The organism is Alkalibaculum sporogenes (genome assembly GCF_009362815.1).
GTDB lineage: Bacteria > Bacillota > Clostridia > Eubacteriales > Alkalibacteraceae > Alkalibaculum_A > Alkalibaculum_A sporogenes.
Genome location: NZ_WHNX01000019.1, coordinates 1 through 16,569, shown reverse-complemented (window position 1 = coordinate 16,569; position 16,569 = coordinate 1). Strand labels below are relative to the sequence as shown.

Annotated in this window: 14 protein-coding genes and 1 pseudogene; 6 read left to right on the top strand and 9 right to left on the bottom strand. The window is 36.2% G+C overall.

All coding sequences use genetic code 11. The annotated features are described in order from the left end of the window. Positions 1-128 precede the first annotated feature (128 nt). From GC105_RS11810 to GC105_RS11790, 5 genes are all read right to left on the bottom strand, one after another. On the bottom strand, positions 129-734 hold the full coding sequence (locus GC105_RS11810) for an MptD family putative ECF transporter S component (protein ID WP_152805030.1): 606 nt from the start codon (positions 732-734) through the stop codon (positions 129-131). Positions 735-756: 22 nt separating this feature from the next. Further along, positions 757-2,247, bottom strand: coding sequence for an ABC transporter ATP-binding protein (locus tag GC105_RS11805; protein WP_152805028.1), 1,491 nt, complete (start codon positions 2,245-2,247; stop codon positions 757-759). Then, entirely contained in the window at positions 2,241-2,999 is a 759-nt protein-coding gene (locus tag GC105_RS11800) for an energy-coupling factor transporter transmembrane component T (protein WP_246169829.1), read from the bottom strand. The genes GC105_RS11805 and GC105_RS11800 overlap by 7 nt, the downstream gene beginning before the upstream one ends. 321 nt (positions 3,000-3,320) lie before the next feature. Continuing rightward, on the bottom strand, positions 3,321-5,069 hold the full coding sequence (locus GC105_RS11795) for an ABC transporter ATP-binding protein (RefSeq protein WP_152805024.1): 1,749 nt from the start codon (positions 5,067-5,069) through the stop codon (positions 3,321-3,323). Continuing rightward, positions 5,062-6,846 carry an ABC transporter ATP-binding protein gene (locus GC105_RS11790; RefSeq protein WP_152805022.1) on the bottom strand — a complete coding sequence of 595 codons (1,785 nt, stop codon included), beginning with the start codon at positions 6,844-6,846 and terminating at the stop codon, positions 5,062-5,064. The genes GC105_RS11795 and GC105_RS11790 overlap by 8 nt, the downstream gene beginning before the upstream one ends. Before the next feature lie 283 nt (positions 6,847-7,129). Here GC105_RS11790 and GC105_RS11785 point away from each other — a divergent pair, with 283 nt between their 5' ends. Beyond that, complete coding sequence (locus tag GC105_RS11785) at positions 7,130-8,092, top strand: helix-turn-helix domain-containing protein (RefSeq protein ID WP_152805020.1); 963 nt, start codon at positions 7,130-7,132, stop codon at positions 8,090-8,092. Between the two features lie 286 nt (positions 8,093-8,378). Beyond that, positions 8,379-8,981 carry an HD-GYP domain-containing protein gene (locus GC105_RS11780; protein ID WP_152805018.1) on the top strand — a complete coding sequence of 201 codons (603 nt, stop codon included), beginning with the start codon at positions 8,379-8,381 and terminating at the stop codon, positions 8,979-8,981. A 196-nt stretch (positions 8,982-9,177) separates the two neighbouring features. Here the strand turns inward: GC105_RS11780 and GC105_RS11775 are convergent, their stop codons facing one another. Continuing rightward, entirely contained in the window at positions 9,178-9,843 is a 666-nt protein-coding gene (locus GC105_RS11775; RefSeq protein WP_152805016.1) for an HAD family hydrolase, read from the bottom strand. A 333-nt stretch (positions 9,844-10,176) separates the two neighbouring features. Between GC105_RS11775 and GC105_RS11770 the strand changes: the two genes are divergently transcribed. Genes GC105_RS11770 through GC105_RS11755 form a run of 4 tightly spaced genes read left to right on the top strand, consistent with a single transcriptional unit; the run spans position 10,177 to position 12,908 of the window. Beyond that, complete coding sequence (locus tag GC105_RS11770) at positions 10,177-10,557, top strand: GntR family transcriptional regulator (protein ID WP_152805014.1); 381 nt, start codon at positions 10,177-10,179, stop codon at positions 10,555-10,557. A 2-nt stretch (positions 10,558-10,559) separates the two neighbouring features. Beyond that, complete coding sequence (locus GC105_RS11765; RefSeq protein ID WP_152805012.1) at positions 10,560-11,459, top strand: ABC transporter ATP-binding protein; 900 nt, start codon at positions 10,560-10,562, stop codon at positions 11,457-11,459. Further along, positions 11,446-12,192, top strand: coding sequence for a hypothetical protein (locus tag GC105_RS11760; RefSeq protein WP_152805010.1), 747 nt, complete (start codon positions 11,446-11,448; stop codon positions 12,190-12,192). Before GC105_RS11765 ends, GC105_RS11760 begins: the two co-directional genes overlap by 14 nt. A 2-nt stretch (positions 12,193-12,194) precedes the next feature. After that, positions 12,195-12,908, top strand: coding sequence for a hypothetical protein (locus GC105_RS11755; RefSeq protein ID WP_152805008.1), 714 nt, complete (start codon positions 12,195-12,197; stop codon positions 12,906-12,908). A gap of 99 nt (positions 12,909-13,007) precedes the next feature. On the opposite strand, the gene GC105_RS11750 is transcribed toward GC105_RS11755, so the two are convergent. The 3 genes and pseudogenes from GC105_RS11750 to GC105_RS17260 all read right to left on the bottom strand — a co-directional run. After that, positions 13,008-14,972 (bottom strand): oxidoreductase, encoded by a 1,965-nt coding sequence (locus tag GC105_RS11750; RefSeq protein WP_152805006.1) that lies wholly within the window; start codon positions 14,970-14,972, stop codon positions 13,008-13,010. A gap of 414 nt (positions 14,973-15,386) precedes the next feature. Beyond that, complete coding sequence (locus tag GC105_RS11745) at positions 15,387-16,364, bottom strand: uroporphyrinogen decarboxylase family protein (protein WP_152805004.1); 978 nt, start codon at positions 16,362-16,364, stop codon at positions 15,387-15,389. 28 nt (positions 16,365-16,392) lie between these two features. Then, a pseudogene (locus tag GC105_RS17260) lies at positions 16,393-16,569 on the bottom strand (cobalamin-binding protein); the annotation flags it as partial.

Here is a 16,569-nt window from a genome sequence, read left to right as displayed (position 1 = left end):
AACTCCTCTACCAATTTAGATTCACTCTTAATGTTAGTACTTTCTAACTTAAGTGTAGCAAATTACTCCTAAAAAGGCAATAGCTGTATGAGAATACCTATGTATAATACGAAAATATATTAAATATATTAAACCATACCTGCCTTTTCAAAATGCTTTTTGAGTAATTTACGCCCCAGAAGTGCTCCTAAAAATGCACAAATAATTGTTACGGCTAGTGCGACATAGAATATAGGCCCGTTGGCGAGATCAAGTAGACTTTCTACATATGATGCCGAAGATCCCCTTCCAGTCGCGTATTCCATATAGTATTGTTTTTGGAAAATCATATTTACCATGAATCCTAGCCAAGTAATTGCTGTTGTTACAGCAAATCCAATGGAATTCCTCCAAAAACTAACGTAATTTCCTGTTGCCGTGATGATCTCTGCAAGGAATCCTCCCAATAAAATCGCAATTGGCACAGTTATGGGATTACCCATAACAAAGTAAATAATAGCAAATAAGATGGACTGCACAATGACAGAGCTTTTTTTTGGTGTTTTTGCCCTCATGTACATGTAAATAATGCCGCACGGTATGGCGGCTATTGCACCGTGGAAAATAAACCCGGCAGGAATCATTCCCACAATTCCTGCAACCAGAAACATGCAAATAGCATAAAGCAATGTAAAAATAGCTATGTTAATCAAATCTTTGCTTGCTAGCCCCTTTTTTTTAGCTTCGGTATTCATAACTTAATCTCTCCTTTAATTTTTATATGTTCATAAAAAAACGCAATAGCTTGTTCTCATTTTCTGTATTTATTTGATATTGATCGGTGATGATACCGTCCTCAATCTCTATCACGCAATCACAGGTATTGACCAAAAACTCATAATCATGTGTGATGACAATAATTTCTTTTCCTCTTGCTTGAATTTGATCCAAAAGTGTATGTACACGAAGCATATTCGTATAATCTAATCCACTGGTCGGTTCATCTAAAATTATTACATCTGCATTTTGTGCGATACCAGCTGCAATGGCCAACCGTTGCTTTTGTCCACCTGATAAACTCATAGGATGTTGTTCCACAAATTCATCGAGGGATAAAAGTCTCAATATATCCCATGCTTCGGTGGTCCCCCCTTTTTTCCCACTTTTTAAGGATAGCTCCACTTCTCCCATTACGCTGTCACTGAACAACTGATAACTAGGATTTTGCATGACAAGAAAATTTTTGCCGCACCGCTTCTTGTAAGGTAGTTCCTTGCCCTCATAGGAGACTTTCCCTGAGTTTTCTTTGGTAAGACCGCACAGACACCGGGCAAAAGTGGATTTCCCCTGCCCGTTTCTTCCAATTACAGCAGTTATTTTATTCCTTGGCATAGTACAGCTTATGTCGCACAAAATAGGCAATTTTGGAGTATATGCCACACTGAGATGTTCCACAGAAAGTCCTGTTTCTTCCTTGCTTGTGCTCCTATGATGTTCAATTTTCACTTGTGATAAGTTCCATGCGCGAATTCCCAATTCTGTCCTCTGTTCCTTACTGACTTCGCCAAACTCTTTAACACTCCACTCCTTCACGATTCGCCCTTTTTCCATATACAAGATGCGATCTGCGATGTCTGCTAGATAATATAGACGATGTTCTGCAATCAGAATCGTTTTTCCTTCTCCCTTTAACTTTTCCAGGACCTCTCGCAATTGATTGGTCGCAAAGGCATCCAGATTTGCTGACGGCTCATCTAAAACAAAAATATCCGGTCCCAAGGAGTATGCAGAAGCGATGGCAAGCATCTGCTTTTCACCTCCCGAGAGGGAAAAAACGTCACGATTTATTAGCCTCTCAATATGTAGATCTGTTACCGTCTTGTTGATGCGTTGCAATATTTGCTCTCTACTTATCCCTAAATTTTCACAGCCAAAGGCAATCTCGTTAGTAGTATCCAAATTAAAAAATTGACTGCGGGGATTTTGAAAAACGGAACCTACTTTCATAGAGAGTTCATCCAGCTTCCAGCTTGTGATGTTTTTACCACCAATACTGATGTCACCACGTAGCTCTCCTTCATAAAAATGTGGAATCAAGCCATTCACAATTCTAGTGAGGGATGTTTTACCACAACCACTTGCTCCAGTCAAAACAATACACTCACCGTGACGCACAGATAAGTTTATGTCACGCAGACCTTCTGCTGCACAGCTTGAATATCTAAAGTTCACATTTTCCATTTTTACAGCGAATGGGCTACTCACCATATTCCACCTCCCATAAAAGCAAATATCAAATTGGCAGAGAACAATAGTATGAAAATAATATCTACAATACCAAAGCGTGTTTGATATAAAGATGTCCTCTGCTTGTCCGAGTCAATTCCTCTTGTAACGGCCGCAGCAGATAATTCCTCAGCTACAACAGAAAGCTGCATCATTAGCGGAACCATAATATACTCCATCATTTTCCCTGGTGCACTTAGGAAATTCCAAAATGTAAAGCGAATTCCCCTTACCTTTGCCGCATCCAAAACCCCCCTGCTTTCTTCTTTTATCGTTGGGAAAAAACGCATGATTACTACAATGGGTATTGTTATCTGGCGCGGTGTGTGCATAGTTTGGAGAGATGCCGTCATCTCTCCTACCTGTGTGGTTGACATAAGTAGGGCAGCGAACATAAATGTAGGAAATATCTTCCTTGCCATAATCAGTACAACCGATAGCATCCCCACAACCGTATTTTCAACCCGTAGCGTAAGTAGAATCAGAAGTGCCATCGCTATAAAAAGCAATAGATTTTTGATTGCCAAACGATAGCTGCGATGATACAGCATTGCGAAAATAATCATAGCAATGCAAATCGTTTCACACAACACATTGCTCTGAACAAAACTAGTTATATTTATAATAAGAAGTATAAGAAGCTTTGTTCTGGGCTCTAACGTTCGCCTATCACCAACTAAAAGTGCATCTGTAGATTTTGCCACACTTGGTACACATCGTGTATCAACTTTCATCACAGTAGTATTCCTCCCATTTGGTTATAGTGATCATCATTTGATGCTTGGGAGACAATCCTAAAAATGTCGTATCCCTTTGTCTACTTAGTTGAGTCAATAAAACTCTTCCTTCCTAAGTGGTTGCAAAAATCAAAGAACCTTTTCATAACCACTTCAAAATTCGCCTAAGTTAGACAACACTAACCTGCATTGCTAATTATCACGTAGAACGATTCATCGGTCAATAGATTTGCCCTGTTTATGACAAATTGCAAAAGAAATATGTGAATCTGCAAAAATCTAAAAAGGAAAATACCACGCTGCAAGAGGTCATGTTCCTCATACTTGTTTTACACTACCAACACCCCATGCGGAGCTTTCCCTCTGCAATTCAAACAGATGATGATACAATCCGTTTGATTCCATCAGTTCTTGATGACGCCCCACTTCCTTCACTTTTCCAGCCTTAAGGACAACAATTTTATCACAATCCTCTATTGAACGCAGTCTATGGGCAATAATAAGCACAGTTTTATTCCGAATAAGTTTCCCAATTGCTTCCTGTATCAGTGTTTCATTTTCCGGGTCGAGAGAAGCTGTGGCTTCGTCTAAAAGCACAATAGGAGCGTCCTTGAGAAAAGCTCTGGCGATGGAGATACGTTGCCTTTCTCCTCCGGACAGGGTTTTCCCATTTTCGCCTATGACTGTATCATAGGAATGTGGGAGCTTATATATAAAATCCTCGCACCGTGCCATGCGGGCAGCCGTGATGATTTCTTCTTCTGTGGCATCCTTCTTTCCAATTTTTATATTGTTGTATATCGTATCATTAAAAAGTACCACATCCTGAAATACGATAGAAAAATAACCTAGTAATGTTTCGGGATCAATATCATTGATATTTTTGCCGTCAATCAAAATTCTCCCCTTGCTTACATCCCAAAAACGAGATGCAAGCTTACTCATCGTACTTTTACCACAACCAGAGGGGCCGACGAGGGCTGTGATTTCCCCTTGTTTTGCTACAAAAGAAACGTCACTAATGACCGTATCTGTGTTATAGGCAAAGTAAACATGGTCAAAGGTGATATCATAAGAGTTAAGTGTTATATTCGAATCGCCTATCTGCACTGGATAATCCTGTATTTCTCGGATCCTTGACGCACTGACAAGGGAATAAAAGAATTCTCCCATTTTAAAGAAAACCGTGGTAAGTGGATCATAGATACGGGCCGCTACAAAAAGAAACAACAAAAATCCAATTAAATCAATTTTTTCGTGGGTAATCAAATAGGATCCTGTAACCACCACCAGTCCCAAACCCACGCGTAGGATGTTATAGGCGATGCTTACGAAAACACCCATGACCAATTCATAAATCATTGAGGTACGAACAACCTTTTTGATTCGCTTTTCTACCTGCGTTCGGTAGGAATACTTCTGGGGCGAGGTTTGAACTAGCTTAATATTTTCCAAATATTCCTGAATAGCTTCGCTTACACCTAGCTTGGCATGGCGGTTTTTCCAGTTGGAGGAGGAACTGACTTTGTAAGAAATCGCCAGTACTGCCAACGACACTGGCAAGCAAATAAACAAGCTTAGGCTCATCCGCCAATCATAGAAGAAGAGGGTGAGTAAAACGACAGCACTTGAAATAATGCCTCCGAAAAGTTCGCAAACTCCGGTTGCCAATGTATGTTCCATAGTTGTAGTGTCATCCATTAATGTACTAGTCAGATCGCTTAAATCCTTATTTCCAAAGTAGGAAAGCGGCAACCTCCTTATTTTTTCCGCCAGTGAGATCCGAGTATTCGCACTTTCTTCATAAGCGGCTACATAAGTTTTCCTGTAAGTCCAGCGGTAAACCCAATAGATAAGCAGCAACAACAATAGTGCCACGCCCCAATATGGGAATAAGGAAATACTCACTTTTTTATCTCCAAGATAGTTCTGAATCATATCTGATGCAAGTAGAAGAAGCAATACCACGGGAAACATAATGCTGAGATTGTGCAGTGCAGTAAGCAAAATCCCCTTTATCACATTTACATAGCCCTTATCTGTCAATGAAAATGTATTTTTAAACATGTGCTTCACCCCTTATTTTCCATGACGTGCCCGACTGGTATTCTCTATACATGCCTGCGTAAACGCCACCAGATTTTATCAAATTTTTATGTGAGCCTTGCTCTATGAGCTTACCACTATCCATCACCAAAATCTGATCGGCTCCCGTAATGGTCGACAAGCGGTGGGCTATCATCAGCACAGTCTTGCCCTGCATCAGAACATCCAGTGCTTTCTGAATTTTATATTCATTTTCCGGGTCTGCAAAAGCAGTAGCTTCATCCAAAATGACAACAGGAGCGTCTTTTAAAATTGCCCTTGCCAAAGCGATCCGCTGCATTTCGCCACCAGAAAGATAAACTCCTTTTGCTCCAATTGCCGTATGCATCCCATTAGGCAACTTGGCCAGAATATCGTCACATTGTGCTAGATGAAGTGCATTTAAAATATTTTCCTCCGTGGCCTCCGGTTTACTGAAAGCGACATTCTCGGCAATACTCATCTTAAACAGATTTACATCCTGAAACACAAAACTGACCTGGCTCATCCACTCGTTGTAGTTCATTTCCTTTACATTCACACTCCCAACGCAAATGCTTCCACTATCCACATCCCAAAACCGAGTGATTAGATTGGCGACCGTGCTCTTTCCCCCACCCGAAGCACCCACTAACGCTGTGACGGTACCCGCCTTTGCGGTAAAGGAGAGATCATCAATGGCTTTTGCGCTATCCTTTTCGTATTGAAAGGAGACCGAATCAAACACAATATCATAGAAAGATGGTCTTTGTGGATGTGTAGGTTGTGACATTGGCTTCTCATTTAAAAGATTCTCAATGGTATCCAACGCTTGTGTGGTAATTAGTTGATTCGAAGAACTGTACATAATTTTCATCAGCATAACGGCAACCAAAGGGGTAAATACAATAAAAAAAACAAAGCTCAGGATAAAATTTTGTAGGTTGTTAAGCAGATTATACAAAACAATTCCGGCTGGAATCAGCACAAAAAATATTCCATGAACGGAAGCAATATAACCGCTCATAGGTTTTTCCATAGACAGTGCATATTGTGTTACAAATTTTTTGTAGTCCATAATAGAATCGTGAAAGCGTTTGAAAGAGTGTACAGTTTGTCCAAAGACCTTAACTACCGAAATACCCCGTACATATTCGACAGCCGCATTACTCATATCAACCTGAGCTTTTTGATACTCTAGTAAACCGTTGCTCTCCCCCTTGAGCATGGAGCTTAATATAAAAAATCCTATAGCAATTGGGATTAGGCAAATCAAGGCCAGACGCCATTCAAAAAAGAGCATACTCACAAGAAAGGCTATCGGTGTTATGATCGCTTGCACCGTATCTGGCAACTGGTGTGCAACAAAATTCTCAGTACTTTCAGTATTTTTCTCAATAATTTTGCGAAGCTTTCCGCTGGGGTTTAAAATATGGAATCCTAACGGAAGCTCCCCAATATGCCGTATCAACTGAATTCTAAGATTCGCCATAAGAGTAAATGCGGTTAAATGCGAAAATACCAATCCCAATCCGTACAACATAAACGAAAGCATAGTCAGGTTAACTGCCAGCCAGCCATAGCGAGTTATTAGCTCACTATTCAGTAAAGTAAGATCCTTCCCAGCTAGCAACAATTCCTGTGCTACAAAATAGATACAGATATAAGGGCCTAAGCTGGCGATCCCGCCTAAAGCCGGAAAAACCCAAGACAGAATCATAGCAAATTTATATTTCCCTGCATGATTCATTAATCGGGGGATCAATTTTGATTTTTTCAATTATTTTTCCTCCTTGATATTATTAACTTTTTTATTGAAGCATATAGTAGTGTAGAGCATAAAAACAACGAATCAATATTATTATTTAATCAATAAAGCCTTCCTTTCTGTGATATTACAATTTGCGAGAACTGACTTTAAAAATTTCTAGAAGCATGCTATAATTAGTTAGTTATAACTAACTTGATTTTATATTCTTCTATAGGTGCAGTCAATTGATTCACGAGGTATATGACAGATGGCAAAAGAAGTTTGTGAATTTGCAATAGAGGGAGGCTAAAAGATGCAAACAATACTGGACCAACTTTACTTGCCTTATTTGTCAAAATTAGGCTTTTTTGAAACAACAGCACCAACAAGTTTCAAGCGTTGCGGACTGTACTATGAATTGGATTCTTCTATCGGAACGGGTTATTATTGGATTTATCCTGTTGAGGCACTGTATGCTATAAGTGTTTATCAATTTACATTCAAAGAAGATTTTTTACTTCAATATGAACATCCAGCATTTCTGAATTTGGGAAGTTATAGCTCTGCTTCCTCAAAACTAATATATGACGGTTTGCATTCACAAAGAGAAAGCCTTCTTGGTTATGCTAGGCAAGAAGAATGGTATGATCAAACAATACAAAAAGATACGCCAATTTACAGCGTAGGGCTTTCTTTACTTCCGGAGTTTTATAATAAATTCCTGCCAAATCGATTTTCAAAAAATTTTAAAGAATTAGAAAATATACTACCTAAATTAAACGGTGTGGACATGATTCCAGAGGTGGAAATGGTGCTGAAGCAAATTCGTGCATCTCGACCATCTACCATGACCGCCAAGATGTATTACGAAGGCAAAATGTTAGAAATTATTTCACTAATCATGCAATGGGAAGAAAATCAATCCATGTATTCCACGGGTATTCATATTCCGGAATGGGTAATGGAGAGTTTAAATGAGATCTATACTTATCTAAACCAACATTACACTAATCATGTGTCCTTAGATACTCTAGTGAAAATGGCCTGTATGAGCCAAAATAAGTTGACAGGAGCATTCAAGCAAGCTTTCGGAATAACGATTACTGAGCGCATACAAACACTCCGTATTGAAAAGGCAAAGCAAATACTCTTAAACTCTGACTGGGATATTAGTAGGGTGGCAAATGCAGTGGGATACAAACAACATTCTAGCTTTTCCGTATTGTTCAAACGTACTACTGGATTAACACCCAATGAATTTAGAAAACTAGGATAAAATCACATTACTGTAATTTACTCCAGAATACCATCCCCGTAGGCTTCATATATCCCTCTCCACATTCATCTTGCATTTTATATGCTTCGCTCATAGAAATCCTCTCATTTTTCATGCAAACACGAAAAATGAGAGGATTTCTATGAGCAAGTGCCAACGACGGTCACCCCAAAGGGTTGAGGATAATCTGCAGAGGATAAAGTAGGCAATAATTACCTTTACTACAATATATGATATAATAACAATTATCATCTAATAGTAAATATCACTTATAAGGAGATTTTAAATGGATAACCCATGTGAAAAAATTATATTGCACGATGCCATCGAATGCTTAACAGCTGCACTTGATGCAAAAGATCATTATACACAAGGACATTCTAGTCGAGTTGCAGATATGTCATTAGCATTATCTACAACTTTGAATATTAGAGGATTAGAACTAGAGACTATACATATTGCTGCTCATCTCCATGATATAGGAAAGATTGGTATTTCTGATCGTATATTAAATAAACGTGGAAAACTTACTAAACACGAATGGGAGCAGATCAAAGAACATCCTGTCATAGGTTATAACATATTAAGCAAATCTAATGATCTCAAAGAAGTTGCAACAATTGTGTTATCTCATCATGAAAGATGGGATGGAGACGGTTACCCTGATGGATTGAATAAAAACAAAATTCCTCTTGGATCTAGAATTATTAGCATCTGTGATGCTATTGATGCAATGATTTCATCTAGACCTTATCGTGAGGCTTTGAGTACTGAAGCTATCATATGTGAATTAAAAAGTTGTAGTGGCTTCCAGTTTGACCCATATATTATTCCCTATGTAGACATTCATAAATTATTAAACGTAATATCGCCTATATCTTTAAAATAAAATTTAAGTAACAACTACCCTATTACTAGAATTGATATTTCCCCGATCAGGGTTGGAGAGGCTTGTAGCAACTAAAAGTCTTAGTGCCTGTTAATGCGGGATAAATTTTATCAGTTTTTATTATTTTTTATTACATATTACATTAACTGTATTGACAAGTCTATTTTGTCGAATTAAATAGCTAATTTTTTTGTTTTTAAAAGATAATTCTCCAATCAAGTTCAATTGCTATAGTTTTTAATTTAGCGTCGGGATTAACTGCAATAGGTTGTCCTACAGATTTAAGTATCTCTATATCCGAAAAACTGTCTCCATAAGCTCGACTATCTTTCCAATCAATTATTTTAAACTCTTCCTGAATTTTCTTAAGTTTTAATTTTCCACTAACAACTTCTAGCTGTTTTCTATAATCATACAAATTATCATTAAAATGAACTTTAGTTCCAATGACAGTATCAAAATTAAGGTAATCACCAATATGTTTCAGGAGACAGTCGTACGAACCAGATAATAGAACTGTATGATATCCATTTATACGAGCATCGTTTACTTCTGATACAACTGTTTTATGTAACAGCCCTTTAAGTCTATCTGAACATAGTCTAAAGTACTCTATAAACTCATTTTCTGTCATCCCTTCAAAAATATTGTTAAATCTTTGCATAGCAATCAACTTCATTTGTTCCCGTGAAAGCTTAGAACTAAAGCCCAACTTATATTTGAGATACAAAATAATAAGTGAAGCATAGACCTTTATATATTGAGCTTTTGAATAGTTTAGTTTATTCCATTGTGCCAGTAAATAGGGTAGTGTATCTTGAGGAAATAATGTACCGTCAAAATCAAAAATCGCTAATTTCAATTAAACTCCTCCATTCTAAACATACTATGTATCCATTATATCGTTACTTCATAATTTTTGTAAAATGAATTATTAAGCATATATTGGAATTTACACTTTTATAGTTCTTTCTATAAATTCAATACTCATTACCACTTACTAATTTAAAATAGTAAGATTATTATTATGTAATTTAGAATGAATATACTTAAACATTTTTATAAACTGTTCTTAAAACAGCTCAAAAAATATTCTTTTAAAAAAACTATTGCAATTCTGCATACAAACTAGTATACTGCATTACATGAGTAGTGCACTGTGTATCTAAATTATAAATAAAGAAAGGGGCGGGATATGATTCTTAATACTGATGGATCAAAACCCATTTATATACAAATATCAGAATGGATAGAAACTGAAATACTACGTGGTGATCTTAATAGTGATCAAAAAGTATATTCTCAGTACCAACTAGCCGAAATGTTTAACATTAATCCTGCTACGGCTGCGAAGGGACTAAATATTTTAGTTGACGAAAACATCATATATAAAAAAAGAGGCTTAGGTATGTTTGTATCTACTACTGCACAAGAATTCATACTTAATAAGCGTAAAACCCATACCTTACAAAAATTAATTGACGAAATTGTATTAGAGGCAGGACGTTTAAATGTAGATGAGTGGGATCTATTTAACATGATTAAAACAGCAAATAAAAGAAGGAGGAAAAATTAAATATGAGCGTAATAACCTGTAAAGACGTGACAAAACACTATCGTTCAAAAAAAGCATTAAATAATTTATCTTTTACTATAGAAGGCGAAAAAATCACAGGCATAATTGGTAGAAATGGTGCAGGTAAAACAACGATTTTAAAAATCCTCGCTGGTTTTTTAGAGGCTACAAGTGGTGAAGTAAAGATATTTGATGAAAAACCCTTTAATAATATCATGGTATCTGCAAACTCGATTTATATCGATGACCAAATGACTCTTCCTTCTTCACTGACTCTAGCAGAAATATTAAAAACAGCTAGTAATTTCTATGAAAATTGGAATACGGCACTTGCCGATGGTCTATTTAATTACTTCTCTCTCGATCCATCACAATATCACTGTAACCTTTCTAAAGGGATGAAGAGTACTTTTAATATGATTTTAGGACTTTCTTCAAGATGTCAATTAACTATTTTTGATGAACCAACAACGGGAATGGATGCGGCCGTAAGAAAGGATTTTTATCGAGCTTTATTAAAAGATTATATTGCTTATCCACGTACAATTCTCTTATCCAGTCATCATTTGGATGAAGTCGAAGATTTGCTTGAAGATGTACTACTTATGAAGGATGGGCAACTACACCTCCATATACCTATATCAGAATTAAAAGAATATGCCACAAGTGTCAAAGGTAAACGGACGATTTTAGAAAAATGGATCCGTAACAAGGAAGTAATTCATAGAAGTGACCTTGGGGCAGAAACTACATATGCTGTTGTTAAAAATAATTCAGCTGTGTTGCTACAGTTAGACAATGCTCGTCATGAAGGACTTGATATTTCACCAGTTAATTCTAGTGACTTATGTGTATATTTAACAAGCGACACCAAAGGAGGGATCGATGATGTTTTTAGCTAAACCGACAACTGTATCTGTCATTAAAAAACAATATAAATATAAATCAAAGGCTTATCTCGATGTATATTTTTCACTTGTAGTATTACAAGTCATTTCAATTTTATTATCCTTTGCAGGTGCTAATTCTATGGGAGTAGGAACTCCAACAATGAACATTAATATAACCTACTTTTCTGTAGATATAGTCATAGTATTTACGATGATTTGGGGATTTATTACGGCAATACAGTTAACAACTAAAAATTATAGAAATGACGATTTTTCCTTCGTCACAAATCGAGTGAACAGCAATATATCCAATGGTCTTTTTTTACTAACGGCTAGTATAATAGCTGGAATAACAGCTATGCTTTCAACATTTTTACAAAAATCTGTGCTTTATTATATTGGTGGCACTAACTTTATAGCTGACATGAGCCTATTTGATTATGCCAAGCAAATTATAATTGGTATAGGCTCAGGAATTCTTTATGTTTTACTTTTTTGTGCTTTAGGATATGTAGTTGGAACATTAGTTCAGTTACATAAATCTTTTACATTTATCATACCTGCAAGCTTTTTTGGAATATTATTTATTATTGAGTCCTTAGGTCTTTATGACTTGAGAACATATTTATTTGAATTTTTATTTAGTGAACCTTCGTTTGTTATTTTTACCCTGAAAATTTTGTCCATTGTAGCAGTTGTATTTACCTGTGCTACATTGATGTCAAATAAATTGGAGGTAAGATAATTATGAGTTCTATGGTAGCATTTCTAAACATCACTATATTTATCATTATTTTATTTCTTTCATTTCATTTGATTAAAGGCAATACTGCAAAACCAAGAAAAAAAATATTTAAAGTAAAGATTTTACATACAATTTTATTTAGTTACGTTTTTTTACTGCTAGTAGGTATTATTCTATATGCTTTTATTCCTTCTGAGAAATATGAGTATATGGAATTTAAAGAAAATCATGAGTCATATCAACCTAATACATCTTTTGATGCCATCTACGAAGGGATGATAGACAAAAATATAAAAATTGGAGATAAGTTTACTTTTAATTATACCGACGATACTCTTGAAGTGTCAGCTAATAAAGATGAAGAATTTAGTCTTACAATTGTAGTTGAAAAAAAAGATACTAATGACGAAGTAATAGAATTAACTAATTATTTAAATACTACGATCGTTGATAATATAGATTTTACAGAAACAATCCCTTCTGTAGATGCAAAAATTTCTGGTAACACCTTGATATTACAAGAGCCTGATACTGTTGAAATTACAATTTCGAAACTAAAGAAAGAGTTCACCATAAGCCAATTTACTAGTGAATCACATATGGACAATATTGGACATGGATTTAATGGAGAGAGTTTACTCTACATAAAAATTCCCAAAGACTTAGAGCTTATATCCTCTATGAACGATATTTATATTCATTATGTAAATGAATAATACTTTTTACCTATTTGTAGTTACAGTAGTGTAAAAAAATAGCCCCAATCCAATGATTGGAGCTATTTTTGTAAGTTTGAATCACTTATTTATAAATTTTTAAAAGCGACCGATATTTCTTGACATCATAAATGCCTCGCTTGTGGCACTTGTTATATTTCTTGGATTAATGCAATCACCAATCTGATAAAATTCTGGAGCACAAAAATTCATTGATATGGCTTCTTCACGTAAAGGTTTCTGGCCTACTGCATAGATTACAGTATCTGCATCCAATTTCTTATGGCCATCTACATATTCACATATAACTCCATCCTCTAAAATTTCTTTAGCCTTTGTATTAAAATCTATATCTAGTCCACGCTTATTAATCTCTACCTTCAAACCTAAGATATGTAGGAAATTACCACCATCACTAATATGGTCTAACATTTCAATGATCTTAACTTTCTTCCCCTTGCTAATCAAGTGTAAACCTAATTCAATGCCTACCAGACCTGCACCAAGTATTACAACCTTATTTCCTATTTTATCAATTGCTGTATAAGCATCTTGTGCTGACATTACATTTTCACCATCGATACCTGGAATTTTAGGTTTTACAGCTTGTGCTCCTAGTGCTGCAAAAATAACATCTACATTTAGTTTTTCTACATATTCAGGAGTTACTTCTGTATTAAGACGCAAATCAATATTAGAGTCGGATACTGCTTTTGCCTGCTGATTTAGATAATAATCTAAAGGTTTCTTAAATACAACATCTTCCTCACATCGAAGAACTCCCCCTAGACGACTGCTTTTTTCGCAAAGAATAACATCATGACCTCTTTGCGAACAAGTTAAAGCTGCCTGCATTCCGCCTACACCTCCACCAACTACAAGAACTTTTTTCTTTATAGCAGTTGGAATATCGTATTTCATTTCTAGTTCTCGACCAGTTTCTGGATTGATAGCACAGTAAGGTTCACCATTTGTCAATTCACTTGAGAAACATGAAAGACATCGCATACACTTTTTAGCCTTATTTTCATTACCACTACGTACCTTATTAGGGAAATCTGGATCTGCTAAAAGCTGACGTGCTACCTCCACAACATCTGCTTTACCTGAAGCAATTATTTCTTCCATTAATTGTGGATCATTTAATGCACCAATTGTTGCTACTGGTGTTTTTACATGTTTCTTTATTTCAGCAGCGTACTTAACATTACAACCATCGCTAAGGAACATACTTGGATGTGTAACTGCAAATACTTCTTCTATTTCGTGATTACCTGCCGACACATGGATTAGATTCACATGACCATCTAATTGTTTTGCTATAGCAATACCATCATCTAAATCATAACCACCATTATAACACTCCGAACCACTGATCCGAATTTCAATAGGAAATCCTGGACCAACCTCCTTGCGTATTGCGTCACATACTGCTACTACAAGACGTGCTCGATTTTCAATGCCTGGACCACCCCATTTATCAGTTCTTGTGTTCGTCTTTGGGGATAGGAACTGATGAAGCAACCAACCATGACCTGCATGTACTGTAACCATTCCAAATCCGCATCTCTTAGCCAGGGCTGCCCCTGCTGCAAATTTCCTAATGGTACGATCTATTATATCTTCATCCATAGGGCGGATAATCCTACCTCCTAACTCACACTCTACTGGTCCATAAGCAATCCCCTGAGATGTAGCCCCAAAAAATGCAAGGTCTCGGTTTGCAAACATTCCAGTATGGGTAAGTTCTAAAGATGCTACTGATCCATAGCTACTTACGCTATGCGCAATTCTAGACAGATTGCTATCAATATTTGGAGTATCCAGACAAATATGCCTAGAACCTCCTTTTCCAAATTCACCGTCTACAATTCCTTCAAAAGAAGCAACGCTTGCAGCCCCACCTCTTGCTTTCCTCTCATAATACGCAGCAGCTCCATCATTTAGATAACCATCTCCATTGACATTCTGGTAACCAGTAGGAGAAGCAAAAATACGGTTGCGGAATAAAGTGTTCCCCAGAGTAATAGGTGTAAATAGTCGTGGATACTTGCATTTGTTCATTATAATCCCCCTCTTCAATCTTGAATAATAGCCAAATACACTTATGATGTTATTTTTTTGACCATCCTTATATCCCTATTATATGGATATTAATATTCAAATAGAAACACAAAAAAACAGTACCCTTAGAAGAAAAACTTCTTAAAGATACTGCAGCTTACTTTAGATAGGTTTAATTAGCAATTGCAATCAAAACATTTCCTTACTTACTCTTTAGATTTCTTCATTTACAGTATCATATACACCAGCATATGTGCTACCAGATACATAAAAAACCTCCTTAAGTAGATTTGGTTATTTACCTTGTCTACTTAAGGAGGATCATATCATCAAATGATTCCTAAGCTGTCATTATAAATCTTTGTTTTTCTCTTCACCAACACCATTTGACAAAGAGCCATTTAAGTGTGTTAATTAAAACATTTCTTTACTCATTCTATCAATTGCAGCACTTGTTTCTTCATATACTCCTGGGAATGAGCTAAAATTCAAACCTTGAGTTAAGTTTGGAATAAAATATAACTTACCACATGACTTACAAGCTTTTTCCACATGCTCAGCTACTATTTCAGGTGTCCATTCAGGGAAATCAACTTTACCGCTATCAATTTCGCCCATGAATGTTATTTGGCTACCGTATTCTTTTATAAGTTCAGGAGTGTTGTTAGTAGTCATAACTCCCTGCCAAATATCTATGCCTACTTCGATCATAGAAGGAACTAGGTTGACTCCATAGGTATCACTATGATGAACGATGAGTTCAACACCATTAGCCTTATAGAAGCCATATATTTTTTTATAAGCTGGTACAAAGAATTCTTCAAACATCTCAGGTGAAAGGAATGAAGAAATTTGACTACCCCAATCATCGTGATGAAAAATGCAATCAGGATGAATACGATTGATCATTTCTTTAGCATATGCTAATTCATATTCAGCAAGATAATCAATTAGTTCATGCATTGATTCAGGTTCTTCATAGAATGCCATTAATGCTTCTTCCATACTCATAAGGTGATGGGTCATTTCAAATAGACCAGGTGCAACAAATGCAGCTACAAATACTTCATTGCGATCAATCTTATTTGCATGTTCGATAGCTGGTGCCCAAGCTTCATCAGAAGTTGGTACAGGAGGTGCTTTAACATACTTGCGCCACTCTGTAATATCTTTTAATACAATATGTTCTTTATCATGTACAGGGAAACCTCCAAGTTGGCCTTCTGGCCAGCTAAATGTAACACCCCAGTCATTTACGATTTTTTGACCTGGTCGAACACTTTTTCCTATTCGAGATTCTAATACCAACTCCATAAATTCGTATTGATTCACAAATCTATCAGGATTACCACCTTTTATTGTTTCTATTAAATTTTGTCTCTTAGTTAACATATATCGATGCCTCCTTATATTTAGGTTTTTAAGCTGTTACTAATTCTTTAGATTTTACAGCAGCACTACCTGCATCAGGAGCATAACCATCTGCGCCAATTTCAGTTGCATATTCAGGAGTTACAGGTGCACCACCAACGATAACTTTAAATCCAGTTAATCCACTAGCTTTAATAGTTTCTACTGCTTCTTTAAGTGCCGGCAT

What these genes read in the sequence shown, in the direction of transcription:
- GC105_RS11810 (WP_152805030.1), bottom strand. Translation starts at nt 734, where the DNA reads ATGAATACCGAAGCTAAAAAAAAGGGGCTAGCAAGCAAAGATTTGATT.
- GC105_RS11805 (WP_152805028.1), bottom strand. Translation starts at nt 2,247, where the DNA reads ATGGTGAGTAGCCCATTCGCTGTAAAAATGGAAAATGTGAACTTTAGA.
- GC105_RS11800 (WP_246169829.1), bottom strand. Translation starts at nt 2,999, where the DNA reads ATGAAAGTTGATACACGATGTGTACCAAGTGTGGCAAAATCTACAGAT.
- GC105_RS11795 (WP_152805024.1), bottom strand. Translation starts at nt 5,069, where the DNA reads ATGTTTAAAAATACATTTTCATTGACAGATAAGGGCTATGTAAATGTG.
- GC105_RS11785 (WP_152805020.1), top strand. Translation starts at nt 7,130, where the DNA reads ATGCAAACAATACTGGACCAACTTTACTTGCCTTATTTGTCAAAATTA.
- GC105_RS11780 (WP_152805018.1), top strand. Translation starts at nt 8,379, where the DNA reads ATGGATAACCCATGTGAAAAAATTATATTGCACGATGCCATCGAATGC.
- GC105_RS11770 (WP_152805014.1), top strand. Translation starts at nt 10,177, where the DNA reads ATGATTCTTAATACTGATGGATCAAAACCCATTTATATACAAATATCA.
- GC105_RS11765 (WP_152805012.1), top strand. Translation starts at nt 10,560, where the DNA reads ATGAGCGTAATAACCTGTAAAGACGTGACAAAACACTATCGTTCAAAA.
- GC105_RS11760 (WP_152805010.1), top strand. Translation starts at nt 11,446, where the DNA reads ATGTTTTTAGCTAAACCGACAACTGTATCTGTCATTAAAAAACAATAT.
- GC105_RS11755 (WP_152805008.1), top strand. Translation starts at nt 12,195, where the DNA reads ATGAGTTCTATGGTAGCATTTCTAAACATCACTATATTTATCATTATT.
- GC105_RS11750 (WP_152805006.1), bottom strand. Translation starts at nt 14,972, where the DNA reads ATGAACAAATGCAAGTATCCACGACTATTTACACCTATTACTCTGGGG.
- GC105_RS11745 (WP_152805004.1), bottom strand. Translation starts at nt 16,364, where the DNA reads ATGTTAACTAAGAGACAAAATTTAATAGAAACAATAAAAGGTGGTAAT.